Here is a 24574-nt window from a genome sequence, read left to right as displayed (position 1 = left end):
TTGTCCTGAACTCGTCGGTCACTGGCTGTGCGTTACTTGATCGCGGGAGCGACCGCGTCTTCGCCGGCGTTGATCGCGTCGATCGCGGCGGAGATGCTCGCCTCGTCCCACGGGTACGCGGCGTACTCGTCGGCGCTGAGCTGCTCGACCCAGTAGTCGAGGTCGGCCTTGTCGATCTGCACGAGCGGCAGGATGATCTCCTGCGGAACGTCCTTGCCCGCGAGCTTCGCGAGCGCGACGTAGATCGCGGCGACGCCCTGACCCGGGTCGGTGAGCGCCGAGAACGAGCCGTTGTCGATGCCCTCGTCCTTCCAGAACTTCAGCGACTTGCCGTCGGTGTCGAAGACGACGGCCGGCAGGTCACGCCCGGCGGACTCGAAGGCCTGGACGATGCCCATGCCGCCGATGCACCCGGGAACCGCGGCGATCTCGGGTAGCGATCCGAGGATGCCCGTGATCTCCTTCTGCGCCGTGCTGCTGTCGCAGAAGCCGTTGATCTCAGCGGCGATCTTGACGTCCGGGTAGTCCTTCAGGATCTCCTTCTGGCGGGCGTAGAACTCCTCTTCCGGCTGCGAGCCGATGACACCGCGGTTGAGCACGATGTTGCCCTTGCCGTCGATGGCGTCGAGCGCGGGCTGCAGGGAGACCTCGCCCCACATGCCGTAGTCATTGCGCACGATCGTGGCGCACGGCGCGTCCATGTCGGCGTCGAGCACGACGACGGTGATGCCCGCGTCGCACGCTTCCTCGACGGCGGGAACGAGGGCAGTCGAGGATGCCGGGATGACGACGAGCACGTCGGGATCCTGGATCATGAGGCTGCGGATCTGGGAGGCCTGCTCGGTCGCGCTGTTCTCGCCCGGTGCGTTGACCGACGAGAACTCCTTGACGATGCCGTCCTTCTGCAGCTTCTTGGCCTCGGCCTCGAACTTGTTGATGAGCGTGAGGCGCCAGCCGTTGACGAATCCGTTGCTGAGCGCGATCGAGATGCCCTCGCCGCCGGCCGAGTCCGCCTTGTCGGATGATGAGGCGCTCGCGGAACAGCCCGTGAGTGCCAGGGCGCTGAGCGCCAGGGTTGCGGCGCCCAAGCGCCAAGTCTTCTTAAACGACATCGTTTTACTCCTAGGGGTCGCGTCTCTGCGAGGAATGTGTGGAGGACCATGCGACGCGGTGCCAGGGTGCAGTCACCAGCCGCAAGGGCGACGGTTCGGAATTGTAATGTCCAACTCGTCATGACTAGTTAGTCATGATAGGAATATATGGATGCAGGGCGCCGATGTCAACCTTCGGTAACCTCGAACCAATCTCTAGGGGGACCGATGACATCGACGTCGTTGCGCGAGTACCGACTGGACCGCAACACCGAACAGCCGCTCTGGCTTCAGCTGTCGAACGCGCTGCGTACCGCGATCGCTGACGACGTGCTCCGACCGGACCAGGCGCTGCCGTCGGAGGCGGAGCTCATCGACATGTACGGCGTGTCCCGCACCGTCGTGCGCGAGGCGCTGGCGGAGCTCGTCCGAAGGGGCCTGATCTACAAGATCCGCGCCAAGGGCTCGTTCGTGTCGCCTCCCAGGCGGGACCTCAGCTTCATCGGCTCGACGGCCGGTTCCCTCGCCGATCTCACGGCGGCGGGGCGTAATTCGTCGACGCAAGTCCTCGGCCAGTCCGAGGGCGAGGCGAACGAGCGGGAGGCGGAGGCGCTGCAGATCTCGGTCGGTGCGCCCGTGGCGCGGTTGAAGCGACTCCGCTCGGTGGACGGGTCTCCCTGGCTTCTCGTCGAGACGACGCTGCCCCTCGAGCTCTTCCCGGGCATCGCCAAGGCGAACCTCGAGAACCGGTCGCTCTACGATCACATCCGGCGCCACTACGGCACGGAGGTCGCGGGCGCCGATCGGTGGATCCAGGCCGTCATGCCGAGCGCATCAGACGCGGAATTGCTCCAACTCGCGAAGGGCGAACCGGCACTCGCGATCGAGTCCATCGCGTGGGACAGTTCCGAGACGCGCTTCGAGTACTACCAGGCCCTTCACCGAAGCGGCTCCTCCCGCTTCTACGTCGGCATTCGCTAGCTGAGTTGCGACCTGCGCCATAAACACCGGAAAGACGGCTCCGAGCCGCAACACCAGCGGTTAGGTTACAAATGTCCAACCGCATTGCAGGAAGACATTCCGCCCTGGCTCGATATTCATAAGCGCCGACATCGGCTCGAGTTCCACAAGCCGCGCCGTCGCGTCGAGGCCCTCGAGCCCCGGCAGCGACGTGTCAGCATCTGTCTGCATCCAGACCTGGAACGGACAGCCGTCGGGATAGTTGGCACCGCCGTCGACCGTGAAGTGCAGCGACATCTCGGGAAAGCCGGACCGCCGGAATCGCACGTCGCCTCGCGCATTCTCGAACCCCAGCTTTCCCACGACATCGGCGAAGGGGACGCATATCGTCTCATCGTTGACCTGATGCCCACGCATCGTCCCCAGAGGCGAGAAGAGTACGCGCGGCGCACGATTGTCATGGACATCGACGAAGACACCCGCCTTGGCGTCGTCCACGTCATCCTCGTCGAATGCGAGCTGCATAACTTCCCATGCCGCCCACCGCACCGTGTGCTGAGAGCAGTTCGTGAGGGTCGAGGTGACCACCAGACCATCGGAAGCAACGGCGATGTCTCGCGAGATCCGCAGTCCCGAGCGCTCGTCGTAGCCACTCTCCAGAACGACCCGCCTGCCCGGTTCGTGTTCCGCAACCTCGTATGTGCCGGCGTCGAGCACTGCATCGGGCGGCCCGGGCCACTCGCCTGGACCTGACCACCCCTGCGGGCCCGGCCACGTCTTGTCGCCGCCCCAGTTCTGCCATTGATCGAAGCCTGCGTCGCGAGGCAGAGCGACCGGATCCACGAGCGGACGCAGATCGTCTCCGACGAGGTCGGGGTTGCGCCAGAGGTACTCGTGCCCCTCGTACGTGAGCGACAGAATGCGACCGCCCAGGCGGGGCACGATGCCAGCCCGAACGGGACCAGCCTCGAGCCACACGACTGCGGTAGCTGTCACAGACTTCCCCTTCGATGGAAGAGCAGGTTCTCCGGCAGGCTCGTCGCGAAATAGTCGGTCTGACCGTCGTCGTGAACGGCGACCGGCGCGACCGCTTCCGGTCGCTTCTCTCCCAGACTCAGCGGCGGCTCCCCTTGCGGCATACCGAGGGCAGAGCGCGCGGCGTCCCAGGCAGCGAGAACGAGGCCTTCGCCACCTTCCCAGGGCTGAAACTGCCGTGACTCGAGCCACCGCAACGACTCGTCGGCACGGTCCGCCTCGGTGAGGAGTACCGCGTACCGCACGGCGAGATCGTCGCGGGAGGCGACGAGGTCGAGGTTGAGCTCCAATCGCTCAAGCCGACTCTCCGACGAGTGCCCAAGCTTCTCGGCCAGCAAGTCCTGCTCGAGCAGCAAGCGAGCGTCGCGTGGGGCGAGTTCGCGCGCTCGCTCGTAGTGCCGCCAGGCGAGGTCGTCATCTTCAACGACGTTGTATGCGGCAAGTCCGGCGTTCCGGTAGAGCACGGCGTCATCGAGACCGGCCGCGATCGCGGCATCCCACTGCTCGACCGCTTCGCCGCGCCGACCATTGTCGTAGAGAAGCATGCCGAGCAGGAGCCTCGCGACACCGTCACTCGGATCCGCGGCGACGGCCGCGGTGAGGGCGTCATGCGCGGAGAGGCCTACCGGGAAGCACCAGCGTCCGTCGGCCTGTTGCCCTCGTCGCCGCTCAGAGGCCGCCTCGCCTGTCAGTCCGAGCTGCTCGAGCAGCTGGGCTCGCAGATAGTGCGCGAGGGGGCGCACGCTCCCCGAGGGCACGATCGGACTCATGGTCGCCTCGTCGAGCACGGCGAGCGCAGCATCCGTCTCTCCGAACGCTGCGAGATCGAGCGCCAGGTCGACGAGCAGACCACCGTCGACCGGACGGATGCCATCCGCGAGGTAGTCGAGCAGGTCATCGACGCGGCTCTCGGTCCGCACCTGTTCGAGCGTTCGTGCGGCGTCCGCGTTGCGCCCGAGCCGACGCAGGAGGACGATGCGCAGCGCGGTTGCGCGCGGGTCTTCGGCGCCGTGAGCGATGAGCGGTTCAAGGTCGGCGAGCGCCTGCTCGCTCTCACCACGCCTCGTCAGGATGCATGCCGACTCGAACCCCGCCGCCACCGCCCAGGTGCGATCCCAGCCCGCCTTGCCGAACCGCTTGAGCGCACCATCGTCGTCACCCATCCGCGCGAGGATGAGTCCGAGCACGTAGTACGCCTCGGTGTTGCGCAGGTTCTCGTTCCGCACCGTGAGCCGCGCGACTGCCGCCTCCGCGTGCTCGCGTGCCGACTGGTAACGACCGCGATGGTATTCGCGCTTTGCGAGGGCGAGGTGCACGCGCGCGTCGCCCGGGTCACGGCGCAGCGCCTCGGTCCAGTACGGCATCGGTGAGCGCGTGGGGTGTCGGTACTGCACAAGGTGGAGCCCAGTGAGGTAGAGCTCGTCGACGCTGTCGATGTCCTCCGGTCGCGGCGGCTCTGTCGCCGACCACGGTTCCTCGTCGTCCGCGTCGGCGAGCTTCCACTGCAGCACGACGGCACCGTTCTCCACGAGCTCCATGCGGATGCTGCTCGCTGACACGCCTGCAGGTAGCTTCGCGTCGATGCGCACCACGTCGCCCGGCAGCATCCGCTCTGCTCGTTCCGAGTACACCGTTCCCGTCGTGTCGCGCGCACGCAGGAGTGCGTCGGTCGGCCGGGTCACGGCGAACGCAGCATCGACTCGAGTCGATCCGGTGCTCGAGTCAACGTCAACGTGCACGGCGGCGTCAGCGGTGGCCTGGTGCGCGACGCCGATCCCGGGGATCGGGTACCAGAACTGCGAGAACCGCTTGACCTCTCCGGGTTGCAGCCAGGAGAAATCCGGCTGGTTGTCGGTGTAGACGCCGGCCATGAGCTCGACGTAGGGGCCGTCCTCGTCCGTGAGGTGGCGGTCCCAGGCGTGCCCGAACGGCGAGTTGCCCCACGTCCACTGCTTCTTGCCGGGGGAGATCCGGCGGTCCGCCCAGTGCACGACGCCCGCGCCGGCGGCATGATCGTAGCCGCCGAAAAACGCCTCATCGGTGTCGACGATCATGTACGACGTGGGAACGGGGATGTTGCGGTAGAAGTCGATGCGATCCGCCCCGGGCAGGTTCTTCGCTCGCTCCTGATAGTCAACGCCGTAGTACGGGCGGTCCGCCCGCGGGAACGCGGTGATGGCGCGCCGCGCGTGATCGGCGACGTAACGCACGTCCTGGGGGAAGAACGACTGGTACTCGTCGTGCACCCGCACGGCGGCGTTCGCCCACCAGAGAAAGGTCTGCTCCTCGCTCGTTCGGTTGTGCAGCCGGGCGAGGATCTCGACGACGGAACGGTCGGCGTGCAGCCGGATGCCGTGCGTGCCGTGCATGCGCGCGAACGGGTCGTGGTCGCCGCACCACACCGTCGCGCTGCCGTCGTCGTCGAGGTCGATCGTGAACTCGGTCGGAAAGTATGTGGCGGGGCGGTGGTGCTGCGGCCAGTTGAACTCGACGCCGCCGCTCACCCACGGGCCGTCGAGCCCCACGAGCGCGGGCTTGATCACCGAGTTGCGGTAGAAGAAGTCGTAGCCCGTGGTCTTGTCGTAGCCGGAGTGGATCCGCCCGCCGAGCTCGGGCAGCACCATGAGCCTCACGTAGGCGTTATCGATGTGCACCGCCTGCCACACGCGCGGCACGGGAGTGCGGGAGACGCCCTCGACGAACGGCATCGGATATACCCGCCCGCTTGACCCCTGGTACACGCGGTTGTCGAGGTACATTGGGTGATCGGCCGGCTCGTCGGGCTCGTACGTCGGAATGGTCACCGACTCGAGCCACGCGACGGCGTGGCCGGCCTCCGAGCGGGCCCGCAAGGGTTCCGGCACCTCGGGCAGCAGAGCCGCGTGTTGCCGCGTGGTCTTCGTGTCGGTCACGGTGTGGGTCCTTCCTGTGCGGCATCCGGGGAAACCGAATGCGCGTTTTCTGGCATGCATGGGGAGCCGCAGCCTGTTCGGATGCGGAAGCACGTGGGGTTCTCAGTCGTCGTCGGTGTGCCGGGTCGGCGTCACGGCGCCTCCCGCGGGGAGAGCACGAGCACGTCGGCGTCGGGGGCCCAGGCGAACGGCACCGCGATCCCCTGGGTACGAGCGGATGCCGCCGTCACGACGTCGCCGATTCCCTCGACCATGTACGTCACGCCATCGCGCAGCCCGCTCGGGTACACGCGCACGCGATCCCGGTCCCGTGTGCGGTCCCTGTCGCGGTCGAAGACGAACAGGACGTTGCGCGGATCGTCGTCGGGTCCCCGGTATTCGACGCAGTACCCGTTGGCGTCCACGTCGCCGTGGGTGCGCACATCGCCATAGTGGATCACCGATCGCAGCGCCTTGTACGCGTCGACCATCCGCGATGCAGCCGCCCGCTCGTCGTCTGACCACGCGAGCAGGTCGGAGCCGATGCCGAGCACGCCGCACATCGCGACGGCGAACCGGTAACCGAGGCTCGGCGTGAGCCGGTCACGGTGGCCGGCGTCGTCGGAGACCCACGAGCTCATCACCCACGAGGGGTATGCGGTGAGGAAGCCGTCTTGGATCACGAGGCGGTCCCGCGCGCCGACCTCGTCGCTCGTCCACACGACGTCGCTGCGGGCGAGCACGGCGTTGTCGATGCGGCCGCCGCCGCTCGCGCACGCCTCGAGCGTCACGTGCGGGAACTCGCGGCGCAGCATCTCCATGACCCGGTAGTAGTTGCGGGTGTGCTGCAGCGACCATTCCCGACCGTGCGGGTCTCCGGGGCGGCCGCCATCGCTGACCGGTCGGTTCATGTCCCACTTGAGGTAGCTGATGGGGGCCGACTGGAGTAGGCGGCGCAGCGTGTCCTCCACCCAGTCCACGACCTCGTCGCGGCCGAGATCGAGCACGTACTGGTTCCGCACGGTCTCAAGCGGCCGATCGCCGGCCCGGTACACCCAGTCGGGGTGGGCACGGTACAGGTCGCTGTCGGGATTGACGCACTCGGGTTCGATCCACAGCCCGAACCGCATGCCGAGGCCCGCGACGTGTTCGGCGAGTTCGCCGAGGCCCTGCGGGAACTTCGCCGGATCGGGCGTCCAATCGCCAAGTCCTGCCCGGTCGCTCGTCCGGCCGACGAACCAGCCGTCATCGACGACAAACGCTTCGACACCGATGGAAGCCGCGACCTCCGCCAGCTGCTTCTGGTGCGCGACGTCGACGTCGAACAATGTCGCCATCCACGAGTTGTATACGACGGGACGCGTCTGCGGACTGGCGTCTCGAGCGAGCTCCTCGCGCTGGAATTCGTGCCATGCGCGCGTGACTCCCTCGGGTCCCTCATCACTGAACACGCCGAGGCTGTCGGGCGAGGAGAACGCTTGTCCCGGCTCGAGCAGCACCGTGGTCGTGTCATCGTCGACGCCGCACGACACCCGCGCGTGCCGGCCGACCGAGCCGCATTCGACCTGCAGCCGCCACGAGCCGCTCCAGTCGAGCGCGATGCCGTATGCACTGCCCTCCGGCACGGCCGGTGAGTCCTCGCCCGGCAGCGCGGTCACCGTCACGACGGGGCTGAACTGCAGGCCGGTGACGCCTTGCCTGCTGCCGATCGAGAACGCACCCCAGCCAAGGTCGACGGAGCGTCGCTGGAACTCTCTCGCCCACGAACCCGCGAGGTAGTCGACGTGCACGCGCTGGCCGAGCGGCAGGTTCCAGCCGGCGGAGAACGCGCGGGGAAGCTCGATGTCAGTGCTTCCCTCGTTGACTAGTCGGATGCTGCGCCGCACGACGTCGTGACGTGACGACGTCGCGAAGTTCAGCTCAAGCCGCAGATCGGCGGTCTCGTCGACGAGGGGAACCAGCAGTCGGTCGCCGGCACCTTTCGTCTCGAATTGGATCTCGTCACTTTTCACTGTCCAGGCGGCACCGTTGTGCCCGGCACCGCGGCGCACGAGAAGCTCGCTGAACGCACCGTGTCGCTGCCCGTCGCTCGCGTACTCGAGCGGCGTGACGTCGGCGGCCGTCGTGAACCCGCACTCCCGTTCAGGCTCCGACCAGTTCTCGAGCACGCCGCCGTGCACGCCCCAGCCGTCGAGCACGACGCCGGAGCCATCGGGGAGCACGCTCACGCCGTAGTCGGTGTTGCGCGTGCGAAGCACCCACTGCAGTGACATTGCGATCCTTACTTGTTCGAGCCGATGGTGAGGCCGGAGACGAACTGCTTCTGGAAGATGAAGAACACGATCGCCGTGGGAATCGCCGCGATGATCGCGCCGCTTGCGACGACGTTCCACTGGCTGACGAAGCCACCCTGGATGTTCAGCAGCTCGGCCGTGATGGGGAACTTCGACTCAGAGCGCAGCACGGTCAGCGCCCACAGCAGGTCGTTCCACACCCACGTGGTCGCGAGGGCTCCAAGGGCAGCGAGCGAGGGACGGCACAGCGGAAGCACGATCTGCAGGTAGGTGCGAAGCTCACCCGAGCCATCGACGCGCGCGGCCTCGAAGATCTCACCGGGAAGCGAGCGCATGAATCCGTAGAGCACGAAGGTGTAGAAGCCGAGGCCGAACGCGACCTGCACGACGATGAGAGCGAACAGGGTGTCGGCGATGCCGAGGCTCTCGCAGATGCGGGCCACCGGGATCAGCAGGATCTGCGGCGGGAGCAGGTTGCCGGCGAGCATCAAGAGTAGGACGCCGCGATTGAACGGGATCGCGAACTTGCTGAGGGCGAAGGCCGCCCACGACGCGAACAGCAGTGAGAAGAGCACCGTGAACGCCGTGACGATAACGCTGTTCCAGACGGCGCCGCCCGCGAGGCCGTCGGTGAAGACGGTGACGAAGCCCTCGAACGTGAACGACTGCGGAAGGGAGCCGAGGCCGTTGCTCGTGATGTCTTCAAAGGAGCGGAACGCGACGAACACCACGAACACCATCGGGGCGATCCACAGCAGGGATACCGGCGCCATGATGGCGTGGAAGACCGTGTCGCGCGAGCGGCGACGAGGTGCGGGCGCGGCGGGTAGTGCGCTCATGTCAGAAGTCCTCCTTCGTCGCACGGGTGAGATAGCCGATGATGAACAGGATCGCCAAGAGGAAGATCACGACGGCGATCGCGGAGCCGTAGCCGAGGTCCACGACGGTGAAGCTCGTCTGGTACATGTACGTCGACAGCAGCTGTGTCGTGTTGTAGGGGCCGCCGCGGGTCATCGCCCACACGATGTCGAACGTGCGGAGTGAATCGATGACGGTCACGGCGAAGACCACGGAATTGACCCCTCGCAGCTGCGGCATCACGATCTTCCAGAACCGCTGCCACGCGTTCGCGCCGTCCATAGCCGCTGCTTCTTCGAGCGCAGGGTCGACGCCCTTGAGCCCCGCGAGGTAGAGCACCATGATGTAGCCGCACTGCCGCCACACGGCGGCGATAAGCACCGCGTACAGCGCCGTCTTCGGGTCCGCGAGCCACTGCTTCTCGAGCGATTCGAGACCCACGGCGCCGAGGATCGTGTTCACCGCACCCTCGGGCTGGTACAGCAGCCGCCAGAAGAGCCCGGTCACTGCGAGCGAGAACACCATCGGCAGGTAGATCGCGCTGCGGTACAGCCCCACACCGCGCCGCGGCTTGTTCAGAGCGAGGGCGAGGCACATGCCGATGACCACCGATGCTCCACCGAAGCCGACGACCCAGATCACGTTGTTGACGAGGGCCTGCTTGAAGATCGGGTCGGAACCGAGGGCGATGAAGTTCTGCAGCCCGATGAACTCCGGCGCCCCGGCCCCGTTCCACTTCGTGAGGGCGATGTAGAAGCTGTTGATAGCGGGCCAGAACACGAGGCCGATCTCGACCGCGAGCGGGATGAGCAGGAATGCCCACACCACGGGCGGCACGCGACGCAGCGAGCGGTGGTGCCGCCCGCGCACGATCGCCCTCGTGTCAGCGGATGCCGTGTCCACAGCGGTTGTCACGAGTCGAGAACCTTCTTCGCGGCCGTCTCCCAGTCCTTCAGGATCGAATCAACGTCGTCCGGCTTGGCGAGGAACTTCGTGAGCGCGGTGTCGGCGGTGGTCTGCAGCGCGTCGGAGGAGTCACGGTTGAAGAACTGCGTGATCTGCTCCGTCTCACCGAGCATCTTGAGGCCCTTCTGCACGAGCGGCGAGAACTTGCTCGTGTCCACGTCCGGCGAGGTAGGCAGGTTCGACGAGTTCGAGTCCTCGATGAACTTCTGCTGCGACTCGGCGCTCGCGAGGTAGCTCAGGAATTTCTTCGTTGCTTTCACGTCCTTGGTCTTCGCGCTGGCGAAGTATCCGTCTGTCGGCGCTTCCTCCGCCTTCGGGATCGACGAGTCGATCACCGGAACCGTGAAGAAGTCGAGGTCGTCCGGTTCGCCGCCGGTGATGTTCTGACTGATGAACGCACCGGTGAGGTACATCGCATCCTTCCCCTGCACGAGAGGCGTGACGGCATCCTGCCACGCATACGAGGTCATGTTCGGGTCGAAGAACGGGATGAGCTGCGCGTAGTACTTCATCACGTTCTTCACCTCGGTGCTGTCGAACGAGTGCTTGCCCGCGAGCAGCTCCTTGTGGAACTCGGCGCCGTTGACACGCAGGTTGAGGATGTCGAACCAGCCGGATGCCATCCAGGGCGTCGAGCCGATGCCGTTCGCGAGCGGGTTGATGCCCTGGGCCTTGAGCTTTTCACAGAGGGAGATGAAGTCGTCCCACGACTGCGGTTCGCTCACGCCCCACTTCTTGAACGAGGATTTGAGGTAGAAGACGCCCCACCAGTAGTAGTTCGTCGGCATGAAGATCTGCTTGCCGTCATCGCCCGTCGAGAGGTCTTTGAGCGCCTGCGAGTAGTTTGCCGCGGGTCCGCTGCCCTCCCACAGGTCCGAGATGTCGAGCAAGTAGCCGTTGCTGGCGTAGTCGCGGGCTACCGAGCCGGCGTACCACGTGAGCACGTCCGGCGGATTTCCCGAGGTCAGGTACGTCGATAGCTGAGCCCGGAACTGCTCGATCGCGACGGTGTTGAGGGTGACATCGCCCTTGTATGCCTTAACGAGTGATTCGAGCGCCTTCTTCGGTGCCGGATCTGACAGCGAAGACTGCAGCGTGATGCCGGCCCCACCGGCTGCGCCGCCGGTCGAGCCTGACGTCGCGCACGAGGTGAGAAGCGAGGCACCGCCGATGGCGAGCGCGCCGGTGAGAAGTCCCCTCCTGCTGAGCTGGGCTGTGGTGTTCATTGTCGTCCTCCTTGACGGATGAAAAGGTCAAACGGTGATGGGGGTTATCTGGTGCGTTGTGAAATGAAGTAGTCGTTGCACTCGCGTTGCAACCTGATGTCGCTCCACATCGGGTGATGCGGCCGCATTCGAGCAGACGATCGTGCCCCACGCGCCGACGCGAGCCGATTCGCGCACGGCGAAGCGGCAGTACTCCGCTCCGACCGGACCCTCCTCGAAGCTTCCGCGCAGCGGCGTATAACCGACCCAGCCCTCGCCGAAGGCGAAGGGTATGCCACGGGATGCTGCAAAATCCGCCGCCGCTTCAAGCCAGAGCGTGAGCACTCGATCCATCTCGACGCGATGAGACTCGTACCTCTCGTAGAGGTACCGATCGAACGCATCGGCGTTCACCCAGTCGTGCAGGAAGATCTCGGGCTTGCCGACGATCGTGGCGTCCATCTTCCACGCGGCCTCGTCGGGAATCACCCACTCGGTGGCAGGCGGCGCGCCTTCGCGCAACAGGCCCGCCGCGTCGACGGCGGCGCGAGGGAAGTCCGCGAGGCTGCCACGCAAGTCGAAGGACTCGGTGACCTCGTTCAGCACGCCGTACACGTAAGGATGTGTGACGAAGACGTCAATCTCGCGAGGGATGCCGCGAAACGCACCGACGGGCACCCGTGAGTAGTTCACCGTCACCGGTTGCGTCGGCTGCAACTCATGGAATCGGGCGAGACCGCGACTCAGCCGAGGTTCGAGAGCGATCACCAGGTCGTTCGCGGTGCCCGCCTCGAGGCCATCGGCGAGGTGGCCCGTGGCGACTTCGTTGTGCAGCTCCGTGAAGGCGATGCGATCGTCGAGGCCGTGCTCTGACACGAAGTCAATAAGTTCGGCGAAGGCTTCCGCAAGAAGTTCGGGTCGATCCTCCGGGTCAACGCTGTCAAGCGCTTCCCACCAGTCACTCGCCGTCGCGAACGATGAGGACTGCTGGTACTCCCACGAGGAGAGAATGATGAACAGGCCGTGCCGTTTGCAGACTTCGAAGAGCTCGATCAGCTTTGCGCGACCGTCGAACCGTGTGGGCGCCTTGACGTCGTACCAACGCACCCCTTGGCCGTACTCGTCACCGAGTCGGTCCAGCTCGACGTCGGTCGTGTCGAGCCCAGAACCAAACAAGAGGAACGGCATCGCGCACACGCGAACGGTGTTGTAGCCCCGCTCGACCGTCTGCGCCGCTGCGGCGTCGAGATCTTCGAACGGCTCCCCCTCGCCCGAACGGACGTACCAAGAGAAGTCCCACAAGCAGATCGTGAGCCTGTCGGGGAGATGAGATCCGACCGGGACCGGCCGGTACTGTCCTGCGGCTTCCGTCGTGTGCGCGTCGATGGGCATACCTCGAATCGTAGGGAGGCTCGTGCGCCCGCGGAATGGGCGTTTCTCTGAACCCATATGGACAATTCTCTGAATCAGAGTAGCGTGAGCGCATGCTGCTTCGAGACGGCTTCCCCGGCCAGCGCTTCCGAGTTTTAGCACGACCGACCGTGGATGTAGCGCGCAAGTCCCCCGTCACAAAGCGATTCCTTGTCACGGATGCTGGATACTTTCCACACGCTGCTGCGCACGGACGAATTCGGCCGCGAGGGGCCGCTGAAACGATCGTGATCATCTGCACCGGGGGTAGTGGCCGACTTACGGTCGACGGTATTGAGTATGTCGTCACGGCCGACGACGCAGCGATCATCCCAGCCAGGTCTGCGCACCAATACATCGCCGATGTTGAAGACCCATGGAGTATCTGGTGGTTACACGCGACAGGGCCCGACGCAGATGAACTCGCCCGTGTCATCATCGGCGCCGGAAACGACCCGGTTCTGCGGCTGAGAGACACTCGCTCAGCAACGAGTCTGGTCGAGCGCGTGATCGACACACTCGAGATTGATGATACGAGCGCGACGCTGCTCGATGCGGCAGGACTCGCGTGGCAACTGTTCGCTCACCTAGCCGCAGACCGATTACGCGGGCATGCGGATCCGTCCGATCGGATCAAGGAGGTTCAGGACTATCTTCGGGCGAACCTCACCTCGAACCTCACTGTGCCGGAACTCGCTCGCATGGCGGCCGTCAGCAGTTCTCACTTCTCGGCATTGTTCAAGTCGTCGACCGGCATGACGGTTACCGAGTACATCAAGCGCCTTCGGAGCGCGCGAGCTCGCGAGTTACTCATGACGACTTCCGCCACCATTGCTGAGGTCGGCGAACGGGTCGGCTACGCGGACGCGTTCTACTTCTCTCGCCAGTTTCGCTCAGTCAACGGCATTTCACCGAGGGATTTCCGGCGTCACGTGATGCGCGACGCGCTGTGACGGGCGCTTGGGAACCTTCCTTCACGATTACCGGCGCAAGACGTTCGGAACCTGGTCTCCGATGCGGAAGCCATCGCGATCGTGCCAGTAGCGTCTTGCGATCCTTAGACCAACGGCACTGCTCATGGTGCGAACGCTGGGAAGGGCGCCGAGGTCATCCTTCAGAAACTGCGAGAACTCGACCGGCCCCGCAAAGACGCCATGAAACGAGATCGACGAAGCCCCCGTTACCGTGCTGATCATCCGCGCGGATGGATGTTGAGCCAGCGTGTCGACGACGGCGCCGATCGCCCGAGGCTTCACATCGAGAGAGACAGCAGTCAGCAACGGATATCCCACAACCGCCGGCTCGATCTCAACCCGCGGAACCACAGCACCCGATTGGAGTAAGGTCCGTATCGCACGCGCGGCCGTCGAACTCGAAACGTGGAGGATGCGGCCAACCTCGGCTGCGGAGATTCGTGCATCACGTCCGAGTTCTCGCTTCGTGGCGAACTCAACGTCGCTCAAATTGCCGATATTGGAAATTTGGGGACTCGTGGCCGCGACCCGATGCTCCGTGAGCGCATCGGCCTGATCCGAGCGCAGCCGGGGGAGCCGCCAGGCGACGCCGAGGCGCGCCGATTCGAGGACCATTCTGCTCTCGATTGCCCGCACTCCGTCGATCGATGGGATCTTTTCCGTGAGCAATTCGTAGTAGTCAGATCCCCTCCCGTATAGGCCTAGCGGGTTCCACCCTCGAACTCGAAGATGGCCGTCGCGTTCGATACGCCGTCGAACCAGCTGAGGTCCGGCTACCGCCCTTCGCAGTACACAGACACCGGGTCCGCATCGAGCACGTAGCGGGCGGCGTCGAAGGCACGGATGGCCATGTCAGGTATTCCTGGTCGCAGCTGCTACGAGCACCTTCGCGACTCAGTCCTCGGCTTCCGGTTAGCGTTTACAGTGCCTTTCGAGTAGTCGTGAAATGTGTCCGGTTGGCCCTGTTTTTAGGCCATATGGCCTACTGATAAACCTTTAGAGTAGCTTTAGAGCATGGCTGGATTCGATATCGAACGCGTGTTGGAGCTACCGCCGCAAGCACGTGCCGAGCGATTGATCAAGGAACCCGAAAGCCAGTGGTACGAACGCAAGAGTGTCCGTGTCGATACGAAAGCGGTCGCAAGGGCCCTGATCGCCTTCGCAAATGCTGAGGGCGGCTCCCTTATCGTCGGAATCCACGACGGAAACATCGAGGGTCTCGAAAAGCATCCCGATGTCGCTAATCGACTGAGACGCGTCCCCATTGAGATGGTCGTCCCACCTGTCCGAGCGAAAGTCACCGACGTCACCGTGGAAGATGCGAACGGTCTACCGCAAACCGTCTTGGCCTTCAGCGTAGAGCCAAGCAGTCAACTGCATCGGGCGACCGATGAGTCAACTTACATTCGCGCAGGGGACTCGACGCTGAAGCTCAACTATGTTCAAGAACGCGAACTCATGTTTGATCGAACCGCTGTCACATTCGAAAGCGAGGTAGCTGACGCTGACCTCGAAGAACTAGACAGCGAACTCATCGAGGCCTTCGCATCGACGATCGGCCACCCGTCGCCTGAGCGCAGCCTGTTCGCAAGGCACCTGCTGACACGCGATAGCCGGCTGACTAACGCCGCCTACTTACTTTTCGCGACGGATCCTGAGCGACTGTTTCCGAACGCGAATATCCGAGTGGTCTCCTACCTCGAGAATTCCCGCGGCGAGGGCGCCTCTCAGTCGTTGCAGTCAGGTCGAGACATCCGCATTTCGGGACCGCTTCTCAAGTCCGTCATCGAAGCGCAGGAAGTAATAGCGGAGTGGATGCCACAGCGACGCATTCTCAGCGATTCCGGCCGTTTCACCGATACCTCGATCGTTCCCCAAGCGGCTTGGCTTGAGGGGCTTGTCAACGCCACGGTGCACCGCTCGTACAGCCTTGTCGGTGATCACATTCGCGTAGAGTTGTTCCCGAATCGAATCGAGATTACTTCTCCGGGGCGGTTCCCCGGCTTGGCCGATCCATCCAAGCCGTTGGAGATCCCCCGTTACTCCCGCAATCCTCGAATCGCACGGGTGTGTTCTGATATGGGTCTGACGCAAGAACTCGGCGAAGGTATTCGCCGCATGTTCACCGAGATGCGCCGCCTCGATCTCACCGATCCCATATTCGAGCAGACTGCAGCATCCGTGCGACTGACACTTCGCGCCACAACGAGGCTCGATTCCACGGTCGCAAAGCGACTTCCCAAGGGCTCCGCTGAGGTGCTCACGTTTCTTGAGCAAACTGGCCGCGCATTCGGCACGGGCGAAATCGCGCTTGCCCTCGACAGGTCACGACCAACCGTGCTGAAGCAACTAAATGCTCTCCGCACTGAAGGTCTCGTCACCTGGGAGGGCAAGAGCGCTCGCGATCCTCGCGCTTCCTGGAGCGCGGCATCGACAGTGCAGTAGACACTAAGCTCCGCATGTAGAAGACGGGCTGCCACGGCTCACAGGAGGACCGACGCGGGTGGAGGCAACGCCTCACTCCCCTCCAACTCCGCTCGCACGTCGTCGCGCATCTCCGCGGCGAGCACAGCCCGTTGCGCCTCCGCAAGCACATCGCTTACGCTGACGCGGGCTCCCGTGTCGGCCGGGCGGACTGCTGCCTCGACCATGGCCAGACTGTAGACGTTCGAGCGGATCTCGCCCGAGGGCGTCTCTCCGGAACGCAGCACAGCGACGAATTCGGCAAGCGAGCCGGCGATCTTGCGCAGAACGCCAGCGTCAGCGGCATCCGGAGTCTTCACCGACTGCTCGCCGACGTGCTGCGCCCGCAGCATCCGTTCACCGTCACACATCACCGTTCCGCCCGCTCCGTTGATGCGCCATCCGTTTCGCGACTCAACCCCGGTAGACCCGCGGTGCTAATCCTCGTTGGCGTACCGGCATGACCGAGGGCCGGCGCCGAAATGCCGTCATGTTGATTGTCAACAGTTGAACAGCCTACAATGAGGGAAGCGCGCGACTACGAAGGCGAGGAGGACTGATGGAGGCACCGAAGAGTCTTGGCTGCTCCACCATCACGTTCCAGCACCTTCCACTCGCCGAGGCGCTGACTGAGATCGCGGCGCTCGGCGTAGAGGAGATCGACCTCGGGGCACTACCCGGCGTATGTGATCACGTGCCCTACACGCTCGACGACGCGGCGATCGAGACGGTCACCACTGAGATCGCCGCAAGCGGCCTCCGAGTTCGGAGCGTCAACGGCGACGTCGGTGATCTCAATGCAACGCAGTTCGACGGAGCCGCTCGCGCCGAACACCTCGACCGGTTGCTTCGGCTCACCGCCGCCATCGGTGCGGAGGCCCTGGTTCTCCCCGCCGGCGCACTGGGACATGAACCGATCGACGATGAAGAAGCTGACCTCGATCGCATTCATCGTGAGCTTTCACATGCCGCCGCAATGGCCCGCGACCATCGCGTGCAACTCTGGGTGGAGTCGCTGCACTTCTTGCGTTTCGGCTGGGGCCGAGGCCGGGCGGACGCACTGCACGAGCGCTTCGACTCGGACGGCCTCGACATCGGGATCGTGCTCGATGTCGCCCATGTCACCGCAGCCGGCGACGACCTGAACGCGACGATCGCGGCATGGCGCGACCGGATCTCGCACGTTCACTTGCGGGACGCGGTTGTCGGCGACTTCAGCCGCCGCATCGGAGAGGGCAGCGTCGACTTCGGATCGACGTTTTCGGCTCTCGACGACATCGGTTACAGCGGTGGGCTCATTCTTGAACAGCCCAGTCGCGCCTATGAGCAGGACGCGACCGCCGTGGCCGATTCGAAGCGTCGTGAGGAACTCCGAGCCGTGGCCAGCCAGTCCCTGAACCGTCTGCGCGAAGCGATGGTCGCTTCGATGCAACCCACCAACTGAGAAGGAACGTTTATCAATGTCAGACTCCACCGTCGTCTCGAATCGGGACAAGACAGCAGTCATCACCGGTGCCACCTCTGAGCGAGGCATCGGCATGGCCGTCGCCGAGCGCTACGCACAAGACGGCTGGGCCGTCGTCATCCTGGATCTGGACGCCGCGCGCGCGTCTCAGGTCGCCGAGGCGATCGGGCAGAAGCATGGAGTTGCGGCCTTCGGCACGTCAGTCGATGTCGCCAACGAGGCTTCTGTGGCCGAGGCATACGGGGCCGTTCACGCGGAGGTCGAAGCCGGCCGCATTCCTACCGTCGGTGCATTGGCGAACATCGCAGGAATCACCTCTCCTGTGCCGTTTCTCGAGACGTCGCTCGATCTCTGGAACAAGGTCATGTCGGTCAATGCGACGGGCACGTACCTGGTGACGAAGGCGTTCCTCCCGGGAATGCTCGACGCCGGTTGGGGCCGGATCGTCAACATGTCCTCGGTCTCGGCGCAACGCGGAGGCGGTGTGTTCGGCAAAGTCCCATATTCGGCAGCGAAGGCCGCCATTCTCGGCTTCACCAAGGCGCTCGCACGTGAGATCGCGGATTCCGGCGTCACGATCAACTCGGTCACTCCGGGGGCCGTCGACACGAACATTCGAGTGGGCGCGACGCCGGAGTCGGAAGCACGACTCGCCGCCGACATTCCGCTCGGTCGTGTCGCAACGACGTCCGAGATCGCGGCCGTCTTCTCTTTCCTCTCGAGCGAGGAAGCGGCCTACCTCCAGGGCACGAACATCGACATCAACGGCGCAAGCCACCTGCATTGATGCGGCCCGGCAAATGACCTTCCTTCGGATACGATGACACCCATGGCCCTCGATGCCCAATTCAGCTCACTCGGCGCCATCGAGCGCCTGACTCGACGAGAGCTCATACTCGACCGCCTCCGCTCCGCTGTGACGACCGGAGAGCTCGCTCAAGGGACCCACCTCGCGGAGACGGAACTGAGCGCATCACTCGGCGTCTCCCGAGGCACCCTCCGCGAGGCGCTTCGCGCGCTAGAGGAGGAAGGCCTTCTGACAAAGGACGCTCGCGGACGCCTTTCGGTGCGGATCGTCACGCCAGCGGAAGTGCGGGATATCTTCGACGTGCGCTTCGCGCTCGAGTCGCTCGCCTGTGAATCAGTTTGCGCGCGGGATGACCTCGATCATGTCGTCGTCACCCTTCGCGGCGCGCTCCAGCGACTCGAGGAGAGCGAGCGCGGCCCCATCGCTGATCAGGTCGCGGCCGACCTGGCGTTCCACGAGGCCATCTGCCGCGCCAGCGACAACCACATCCTCGTAGAATCCTGGCGCCGCGTGAGCGGCCTCGCCCGGGCAAGCATCACTGCGGCCGGACGAGACACCGCCATCGCCAACATGGCCGCAAGTCGGCATGCGCCGATCCTCGATGCGATCGCTTCGGGGGATGCGAGCAAGGCTCGCGAGGTGTTGCGGGAGCACAACAATGCAGCGTGCACCGCCATCACGACGCAGCTTGAGGCGCTCGAAGCACACGCGTAAGCGTCAAATGCGCCCCGTCGGCGCTCTGACCGCTACGAATCGACGCGTGACGATAGCGGGCGCCACCCATAGAGCGGCGCCCGCACGAATCTCAGTCCCGAATCACTTGACGGTAGACACCGGTGTGATCGAGGCCGCCGTCACCGGCATCCTTCGATGCTTGGAACAGTTCCAGCACCGATTTCGCGGCCCTCATATTCAGACCGACGGCATCAGCTGATTGCTTCGCATAGCGCAAGTCCTTCACCTGGTAGTCGACTGTCCCACCCGGTTCGAAGCTCTCGCTGATCCAGTGCTCTCGCTTCTGCCGCAGCACTTCGCTGGCCGCGAGGCCTGAGCCGAGTGCATCGGCGAGCGTGCTCGCGTCGATGCCGCTGGCTCGGGCCAAGGCGAACGACTCGGAGAGAGCGGCGACGGTCGAAGCGACGACGAGCTGATTGCACAACTTCGCAGTTGCCCCTGAACCGACGGGGCCCATGCGCGTGACCCTGCCGGCGCACGGTTCGAGCACATCGGCAAGAAGCTCCACCTGTTCGGGCGTTCCGCCGACGAAGACGCTCAGTGTTCCCGCTGCCGCACCGAGCACGCCACCGGAGATGGGCGCATCGACAACGTCGACACCATGCGAGGCGAGATCACTCGCGAGCTCGCGTAATTCCACAGGAGAGACGGTCCCCATCACGACAAGCAGGGGACGGTCGATCGAGTCGCGTTGCCATCCGGCGAGCAGACCGTCCGGGCCGTCGAGCACCGCCCGGACATCGGGCAGGTCGGGCAAGACCGTCAGAACCACTTCGGCAGCCGCCGCGGCTGGCGTCTGAGCGACGCCAGCCGCGGGCAGCTCGGCCGCGAGCGCTTCCGCCCGCGACCGGCTTCTGTTGTGCACCGTGATGGGCCCGCGCTTCGCCAGAAGGCGGGCCATCGGCAGGCCCATGGCCCCGAGGCCGATGAGACTGAGCCGAGTGCTCATGACACGGGGACTGCAGCCAGCGCTTCGGTCTCGCGGCGCAAGGCGATCGCCTGGGCGAGCGATTCGTCGACGACGACATCGTCCCACCGCACGCTTTCTCCCTGCGCGATGTCGCGGTTCAGGGGCACGTGGTGTGCAAGTGCGACCGGCAGGTAGCCTTCTGCGACCGACGTGCGCGCTGAGACGAGCTTGCCGTAGACGGCGTACCCGCCTTCGCCGTCGAGGGTGTCGCCGGCCTTGAGATCCTTCTTCGCCGTCGCGACGACGTCGGCCGTGAAGCCGACGGCGGTGCCGGTCGCCACTCCACGAAGGACAGCGTTGGCGATCGAGATGTTCAGCTCGAGCCCGACGTAGTGATAGGGCCGGTAGAGGGCAGCGTACTGACCGGTGGGGTCCGGGTGCCATGGGTACTCCTTGAAGCACTCCGCAACGTACGCGTTCGTCGCCTTGACGACGACGAAGACGCCCTCTTGCGTGTTGTGAGGAATCCAGTCACCGTCGCGCGTGTAGCTGGACATGACGTCCACGGTGCCCTCGTGAGCAAGGACGCCACCGGCCTCCTTGGGACGGCAGACCGTGGCAATCTCTTCGAGGTTTCCAGGCGTGAACGTAATTCCCTCGTCGCTCGGCACGAGAGCCGCCGCATTGGCGACAGCGGCCATCTCGATCGCTGCCTTTGTGCCGTCGCGGAAAGAGGTGTGCATGTAGGGATTGAGCTGGCCGGACTTCTTCAGTTCGTCGGAGAACTCCCAGTGCTCCCACACATTGTCGGGGTTCATCTGGTGGTAGCCGGGGAGGTACTTCGCGCCCTTGCCGGCGCAGACCACATCGAAGCCGCTCGTGCGCGCCCAGTCGACGAGTTCCCAGATGAGTGCGGGCTGATCGCCGAACGCCATGGAGTAGACAACCCCGGCTTCCTTCGCGCGACGTGCGAGGGCGGGGCCGGCGAGAGCGTCAGCCTCGACCGTGACCATCATGACGTGCTTCCCCGAATCGAATGCCGCGAGAGCGTGCTTGATTCCGACGATCGGGTTTCCGGTCGCTTCGACGATTACGTCGATGTCAGTCCGGAACAGGTCCATTGCGTCGGCGATGACGGCGGTCTTCCCTTCGGTCAGATCATCAACCGAGTCGACGATCGAGTCCTCGGGCCAATCGACGCGAGCGAGGGATTCTCTCGCGCGAGCCGTGTTGATGTCCGCAATGGCTGCAACACGAACACCCGGGATGTTCCGCGCTTGGGAAAGGTACATGGTGCCGAAGCGGCCGGAGCCGATCAGGCCGACGCGAATGGGATCGCCCGCGGCCTCTCGTTCGCGCAGCAGCTCGTGCAGGTTCATTTTTTCTCCTTGGTGAAGGCGCTCACGCGCGGGTCGGTTGAGTCAGTCGGCGGGCATGCCGGGCTGCGCACTGTGCGCAGAGCGTGCACAGTTGCGGAAGAAAGGGGCTGGGGGCCCGTCGGAACGGGCCCCCAGGGGTCTGAACTACATGGAGCGGATCTGCTTGACCCAGTCCTGAACCTGTGCGGGCAGGCTATCGATGACGGGCTGCGTCGCCTTGACCCACTTCTCGCGATCCTTCAGCTGGTGGAACGTGGCGCCGCCGTCCTCGAGCTGAGTGCGGTAGTCCTCGAGGTTCGTCACCGTGTTCTTGGTGTACTCCTGGCCCACTTCGGCGGCAACGTCTTCAATCGCCTTCCGGATGTCCTCCGGGTAGCCCTGTAGCGCGTCGTCCCACATGATGAAGTGGTAGTTCGCGTACATGTGGTCGGTCTCCGTGATGTTGGGAGCGACTTCGTGGATCGAGTTGAACAGGATCGCGTCGAGCGGGTTCTCCTGACCGTCGAGAACGCCGGACTCGAGCGCCGAGTAGACCTCGTTGAACGCGAGTGCCTCGGCGCGTGCGCCGAGCGCGTTCCACGTGTCGATCATCGTCTGCGCGCTGGGCGTGCGGATCGTGAGGCCCTGGAGCTCATCGAGAGTCGTCACGGGCTCTTTGGTGTTGAGTTCGCGTGAACCTCGGAACATGTTGCCGAGCAGCGCATAGCCGGAGGCATCGGTGACGGCCGTCTTGATCTCCTTGCCGAGATCACCCTCCCAGACCTCGAAGAACTGCTCGTTGCTGTCGTAGAGGAACGGCGTGGTCTCGATGGACGCGACGTCGGTGTACGCCTCGACGGCGAGCATAGATTCGATGACGATGTCGACGCTGCCGATCTGGAGCCCGTCGATCATCTCCTCCCACGTGCCGAGCGTGGAGTCGGAGTGAACTTCGACCGTCACTCGTCCGTCGGTCGCTTCCTCGATTCGGTCAGCGAACTGCTCGGAAGCCCACTGGCGCGGGTCAGTCGTTGAACCGGCGTGCCCGAGCACGAGCTTATAGGTCTTGTCGCCGTCGTCGGCCGCTCCACCCGAGCTGCTCGCAGAGCAGCCGGTCAGTGCGAGAGCGACGATGCTGACGCCAGCGAGGAGTGCTGTCTTACGCATGGTGTTTCCTTTCATTGGGACAGAATGGTGCGTCACTCGCCGACCATCAGCACGGATGGCAACCACAGCGAGATCTGCGGGATGTAGGTGATGAGAATCATGTAGATGAGCCCCGTCAGCAGGAATGGCCACGACGAGCGGATTGCCGTGATGAACTTCACCTTCGCGATCTCAGACGAGAGCATGAGGGCGATTCCCACCGGAGGAGTGATGAGCCCGATACCGAGGTTGACGACGATGATGATGCCGAGGTGCACGGGATCGACACCGAGTTCTGTCAAGACCGGGTAGAGGATCGGGGTGATGATGATCAACGCCGCATTCGCCTCGATGAACATGCCGGCGATCAGAAGCAGGATGTTGACAAGGATCAGCAGCACGACGAGGTTGTCGCTGAAGTTGAAGATCGCATCTGCCGCCATCTGCGGGACGCGGCCCGAGGTCAGCGCCCACGAGTAGAGCTGCGCTGCTGCGAGCACGAGCATGATCAGCCCGACCATGAGAGAAGATTCCGCCAGCGAGGAGATGATCTTCTTGATGGTCAGCTCGCGGTAGACGAAGATGCCCACGACAAGGGCGTAGAGAACGGCGACGGCTGCGGCCTCAGTTGCGGTGAACCAGCCGAAGCGGATGCCGCCCAGAATCAGCAGCGGAAGAAGCAGCGCCGGCAGTGCGCCCCAGAGCGACTTCCAGAACGGGGGCCGGTCCTCCTTCGGCGTCTTGCCGATGAGCTTGAGGTTCGTGGTGTTTGCCTGCAGCTCATCCGTGAATCCGCGCTTGCGGACGGTGAGGTGGACCGCGACCATGAGCATCGCGATGTAGAGGATCGCGGGGATGATGCCGGCGAAGAAGAGCTGCCCGATCGAGGTCCCGGAAACCACGCCGTACACGATCATCGTGATCGAGGGGGGCATGATCGGCGCCACGATCGGCGCGGCTGCCGTGACGGCGGCCGAGTATGCGGCCTTGTAGTCACGTGCTTTCATCGCCGGGATCAGGATGCGGCCGAGGCTCGAGATGTCAGCGACAGCGGAGCCGGAGATTCCGCCGAAGAAGAGGGCGGAGAGCACGTTCGTCTGCGCCAGGCCACCGCGCATCCCGCCGACGATCGCGTCCGCGAGGTTCAGAAGGCGCTTGGTGATGCCGCCCGCGTTCATGATGCCGCCAGCCAGGATGAACAGCGGAATGGCGAGCAGGGGGAACGGGGTGATGCCGGCCACGATGCGCTGCGCGCCGATCGTGAGCGGAGTGTCCGTGAGTATCCACAGGGTGACGAGGGAGGCGAGAGCGAGTGCGAAGCCGATCGGCACTCGCAGCAGCATCCCGAGGCCAAAGTTGCCAAGCAGCATGGGACCCATCAGATTTCGCCCTTCACCATCGTGTCTTCACCGGACTGGAACAGCACTGCAGATGGCAGCGGGTCGGCATCTGGATCGGGATTTCGAACAAGCCTCCACCACGCCTCGATCGTGAAGATTGCGGCGATCGCGCTTCCGACCGGCACCGCGAGAGACACGAGCCCGAACGGAAGATCGATGCCCGGCATGTTGCGGCGCATCGCGCTCGGCAATGCTTCGACACCGAACCACGTGAGAGCGACAAGCGTTGCCAGAACCAACGCGCTTGAAACGGTCGTGATCGTGATGCGCAGCCAGCGCCGCTCGGGCACGTACTCCCAGATGTCGAGAACCATGTGCCGGCCCTGGCGGACACCAAGGGCGATCGCCATCATCGACAGCCAGACAAAGGCGAGGGCCGCGACCTCGAGTGTCCATGAGGCGGAATCGCGCGTGACGTAGCGCGTGATCACTTGCCAGCTCACCGCGAACGTCACGGCGGCGAGCGCCAGGACGCACAGCCATTGGACGATCGTGTCGAGCGCCGAGAGGATCCTTTCGATCGGTCTTGGCATAAATTCGCTCCCTTGCGAGGTAGTCGGGTCGGTCGTAGCCCTAGCGGGCGAGGCTAACTGTCGTACTGTTGA

Annotated in this window: 21 protein-coding genes; 6 read left to right on the top strand and 15 right to left on the bottom strand. The window is 64.5% G+C overall.

Going from position 1 to position 24574, the window contains the following annotated elements:
• Window positions 1-32: 32 nt before the first annotated feature.
• Window positions 33-1112, bottom strand: coding sequence for an ABC transporter substrate-binding protein (locus BLV49_RS06680; protein WP_091181705.1), 1080 nt, complete (start codon window positions 1110-1112; stop codon window positions 33-35).
• A gap of 207 nt (window positions 1113-1319) precedes the next feature.
• Between BLV49_RS06680 and BLV49_RS06675 the strand changes: the two genes are divergently transcribed.
• Window positions 1320-2072 carry a GntR family transcriptional regulator gene (locus tag BLV49_RS06675; RefSeq protein WP_091181700.1) on the top strand — a complete coding sequence of 251 codons (753 nt, stop codon included), beginning with the start codon at window positions 1320-1322 and terminating at the stop codon, window positions 2070-2072.
• Between the two features lie 60 nt (window positions 2073-2132).
• On the opposite strand, the gene BLV49_RS06670 is transcribed toward BLV49_RS06675, so the two are convergent.
• From BLV49_RS06670 to BLV49_RS06640, 7 genes are all read right to left on the bottom strand, one after another.
• On the bottom strand, window positions 2133-2894 hold the full coding sequence (locus BLV49_RS06670; RefSeq protein ID WP_143033987.1) for a hypothetical protein: 762 nt from the start codon (window positions 2892-2894) through the stop codon (window positions 2133-2135).
• Between the two features lie 149 nt (window positions 2895-3043).
• Window positions 3044-5998: a tetratricopeptide repeat protein gene (locus BLV49_RS06665; RefSeq protein ID WP_176980750.1), complete on the bottom strand. Its 2955-nt coding sequence runs from the start codon at window positions 5996-5998 to the stop codon at window positions 3044-3046.
• A 131-nt stretch (window positions 5999-6129) separates the two neighbouring features.
• Window positions 6130-8250 (bottom strand): alpha-galactosidase, encoded by a 2121-nt coding sequence (locus tag BLV49_RS06660; protein ID WP_091181689.1) that lies wholly within the window; start codon window positions 8248-8250, stop codon window positions 6130-6132.
• 8 nt (window positions 8251-8258) lie between these two features.
• On the bottom strand, window positions 8259-9110 hold the full coding sequence (locus BLV49_RS06655) for a carbohydrate ABC transporter permease (protein ID WP_091181686.1): 852 nt from the start codon (window positions 9108-9110) through the stop codon (window positions 8259-8261).
• Between the two features lies 1 nt (window position 9111).
• A complete protein-coding gene (locus tag BLV49_RS06650; RefSeq protein WP_245723559.1) occupies window positions 9112-10044 on the bottom strand; it encodes a carbohydrate ABC transporter permease in 933 nt (310 codons plus the stop codon).
• On the bottom strand, window positions 10041-11321 hold the full coding sequence (locus BLV49_RS06645; RefSeq protein ID WP_091181684.1) for an ABC transporter substrate-binding protein: 1281 nt from the start codon (window positions 11319-11321) through the stop codon (window positions 10041-10043). Before BLV49_RS06645 ends, BLV49_RS06650 begins: the two co-directional genes overlap by 4 nt.
• 27 nt (window positions 11322-11348) lie before the next feature.
• Window positions 11349-12692 carry a cellulase-like family protein gene (locus BLV49_RS06640; protein WP_218132601.1) on the bottom strand — a complete coding sequence of 448 codons (1344 nt, stop codon included), beginning with the start codon at window positions 12690-12692 and terminating at the stop codon, window positions 11349-11351.
• 92 nt (window positions 12693-12784) lie between these two features.
• Here BLV49_RS06640 and BLV49_RS06635 point away from each other — a divergent pair, with 92 nt between their 5' ends.
• Window positions 12785-13663, top strand: coding sequence for an AraC family transcriptional regulator (locus tag BLV49_RS06635; RefSeq protein ID WP_245723558.1), 879 nt, complete (start codon window positions 12785-12787; stop codon window positions 13661-13663).
• 27 nt (window positions 13664-13690) lie between these two features.
• Here BLV49_RS06635 and BLV49_RS06630 read toward each other — a convergent pair whose 3' ends face one another.
• Window positions 13691-14299 carry an Lrp/AsnC family transcriptional regulator gene (locus tag BLV49_RS06630; RefSeq protein WP_143033985.1) on the bottom strand — a complete coding sequence of 203 codons (609 nt, stop codon included), beginning with the start codon at window positions 14297-14299 and terminating at the stop codon, window positions 13691-13693.
• Window positions 14300-14698: 399 nt separating this feature from the next.
• Between BLV49_RS06630 and BLV49_RS06625 the strand changes: the two genes are divergently transcribed.
• Window positions 14699-16129 (top strand): ATP-binding protein, encoded by a 1431-nt coding sequence (locus BLV49_RS06625; protein WP_091181678.1) that lies wholly within the window; start codon window positions 14699-14701, stop codon window positions 16127-16129.
• 38 nt (window positions 16130-16167) lie between these two features.
• On the opposite strand, the gene BLV49_RS06620 is transcribed toward BLV49_RS06625, so the two are convergent.
• Complete coding sequence (locus BLV49_RS06620) at window positions 16168-16518, bottom strand: hypothetical protein (protein ID WP_143033984.1); 351 nt, start codon at window positions 16516-16518, stop codon at window positions 16168-16170.
• Window positions 16519-16706: 188 nt separating this feature from the next.
• Here BLV49_RS06620 and BLV49_RS06615 point away from each other — a divergent pair, with 188 nt between their 5' ends.
• From BLV49_RS06615 to BLV49_RS06605, 3 genes are read left to right on the top strand one after another with little or no spacing between them, the layout of a single operon-like run.
• Window positions 16707-17591: a sugar phosphate isomerase/epimerase family protein gene (locus BLV49_RS06615; protein ID WP_091181672.1), complete on the top strand. Its 885-nt coding sequence runs from the start codon at window positions 16707-16709 to the stop codon at window positions 17589-17591.
• Window positions 17592-17607: 16 nt separating this feature from the next.
• Window positions 17608-18399 carry an SDR family NAD(P)-dependent oxidoreductase gene (locus BLV49_RS06610; RefSeq protein ID WP_091181669.1) on the top strand — a complete coding sequence of 264 codons (792 nt, stop codon included), beginning with the start codon at window positions 17608-17610 and terminating at the stop codon, window positions 18397-18399.
• Window positions 18400-18441: 42 nt separating this feature from the next.
• Window positions 18442-19134 carry a GntR family transcriptional regulator gene (locus tag BLV49_RS06605; protein WP_091181666.1) on the top strand — a complete coding sequence of 231 codons (693 nt, stop codon included), beginning with the start codon at window positions 18442-18444 and terminating at the stop codon, window positions 19132-19134.
• A 91-nt stretch (window positions 19135-19225) separates the two neighbouring features.
• On the opposite strand, the gene BLV49_RS06600 is transcribed toward BLV49_RS06605, so the two are convergent.
• The 5 genes from BLV49_RS06600 to BLV49_RS06580 all read right to left on the bottom strand — a co-directional run bounded on the left by BLV49_RS06600 (window position 19226) and on the right by BLV49_RS06580 (window position 24502).
• Complete coding sequence (locus BLV49_RS06600) at window positions 19226-20104, bottom strand: NAD(P)-dependent oxidoreductase (RefSeq protein ID WP_091181664.1); 879 nt, start codon at window positions 20102-20104, stop codon at window positions 19226-19228.
• A complete protein-coding gene (locus tag BLV49_RS06595) occupies window positions 20101-21444 on the bottom strand; it encodes an NAD(P)H-dependent oxidoreductase (protein WP_091181661.1) in 1344 nt (447 codons plus the stop codon). The genes BLV49_RS06600 and BLV49_RS06595 overlap by 4 nt, the downstream gene beginning before the upstream one ends.
• Window positions 21445-21588: 144 nt before the next feature.
• Entirely contained in the window at window positions 21589-22590 is a 1002-nt protein-coding gene (locus BLV49_RS06590; RefSeq protein ID WP_176980749.1) for a TRAP transporter substrate-binding protein, read from the bottom strand.
• A gap of 32 nt (window positions 22591-22622) precedes the next feature.
• Window positions 22623-23939: a TRAP transporter large permease gene (locus BLV49_RS06585; RefSeq protein WP_176980748.1), complete on the bottom strand. Its 1317-nt coding sequence runs from the start codon at window positions 23937-23939 to the stop codon at window positions 22623-22625.
• 8 nt (window positions 23940-23947) lie between these two features.
• Window positions 23948-24502 (bottom strand): TRAP transporter small permease, encoded by a 555-nt coding sequence (locus BLV49_RS06580; RefSeq protein WP_091181653.1) that lies wholly within the window; start codon window positions 24500-24502, stop codon window positions 23948-23950.
• Window positions 24503-24574 lie beyond the last annotated feature (72 nt).

It is taken from the genome of Paramicrobacterium humi (assembly GCF_900105715.1).
GTDB classification, from domain to species: Bacteria; Actinomycetota; Actinomycetes; order Actinomycetales; family Microbacteriaceae; genus Paramicrobacterium; species Paramicrobacterium humi.
Note: the sequence above shows the minus strand (reverse complement) of the source record. Positions and strands in the feature narration are given on the sequence as shown.

Coding starts and splice junctions, on each gene's coding strand:
- BLV49_RS06680 (WP_091181705.1), bottom strand. CDS start 1,112: ATGTCGTTTAAGAAGACTTGGCGCTTGGGCGCCGCAACCCTGGCGCTC.
- BLV49_RS06600 (WP_091181664.1), bottom strand. CDS start 20,104: ATGAGCACTCGGCTCAGTCTCATCGGCCTCGGGGCCATGGGCCTGCCG.
- BLV49_RS06640 (WP_218132601.1), bottom strand. CDS start 12,692: ATGCCCATCGACGCGCACACGACGGAAGCCGCAGGACAGTACCGGCCG.
- BLV49_RS06590 (WP_176980749.1), bottom strand. CDS start 22,590: ATGCGTAAGACAGCACTCCTCGCTGGCGTCAGCATCGTCGCTCTCGCA.
- BLV49_RS06610 (WP_091181669.1), top strand. CDS start 17,608: ATGTCAGACTCCACCGTCGTCTCGAATCGGGACAAGACAGCAGTCATC.
- BLV49_RS06675 (WP_091181700.1), top strand. CDS start 1,320: ATGACATCGACGTCGTTGCGCGAGTACCGACTGGACCGCAACACCGAA.
- BLV49_RS06645 (WP_091181684.1), bottom strand. CDS start 11,321: ATGAACACCACAGCCCAGCTCAGCAGGAGGGGACTTCTCACCGGCGCG.
- BLV49_RS06630 (WP_143033985.1), bottom strand. CDS start 14,299: ATGGTCCTCGAATCGGCGCGCCTCGGCGTCGCCTGGCGGCTCCCCCGG.
- BLV49_RS06620 (WP_143033984.1), bottom strand. CDS start 16,518: ATGTGTGACGGTGAACGGATGCTGCGGGCGCAGCACGTCGGCGAGCAG.
- BLV49_RS06585 (WP_176980748.1), bottom strand. CDS start 23,939: ATGCTGCTTGGCAACTTTGGCCTCGGGATGCTGCTGCGAGTGCCGATC.
- BLV49_RS06625 (WP_091181678.1), top strand. CDS start 14,699: ATGGCTGGATTCGATATCGAACGCGTGTTGGAGCTACCGCCGCAAGCA.
- BLV49_RS06605 (WP_091181666.1), top strand. CDS start 18,442: ATGGCCCTCGATGCCCAATTCAGCTCACTCGGCGCCATCGAGCGCCTG.
- BLV49_RS06660 (WP_091181689.1), bottom strand. CDS start 8,250: ATGTCACTGCAGTGGGTGCTTCGCACGCGCAACACCGACTACGGCGTG.
- BLV49_RS06580 (WP_091181653.1), bottom strand. CDS start 24,502: ATGCCAAGACCGATCGAAAGGATCCTCTCGGCGCTCGACACGATCGTC.
- BLV49_RS06655 (WP_091181686.1), bottom strand. CDS start 9,110: ATGAGCGCACTACCCGCCGCGCCCGCACCTCGTCGCCGCTCGCGCGAC.
- BLV49_RS06635 (WP_245723558.1), top strand. CDS start 12,785: ATGCTGCTTCGAGACGGCTTCCCCGGCCAGCGCTTCCGAGTTTTAGCA.
- BLV49_RS06595 (WP_091181661.1), bottom strand. CDS start 21,444: ATGAACCTGCACGAGCTGCTGCGCGAACGAGAGGCCGCGGGCGATCCC.
- BLV49_RS06615 (WP_091181672.1), top strand. CDS start 16,707: ATGGAGGCACCGAAGAGTCTTGGCTGCTCCACCATCACGTTCCAGCAC.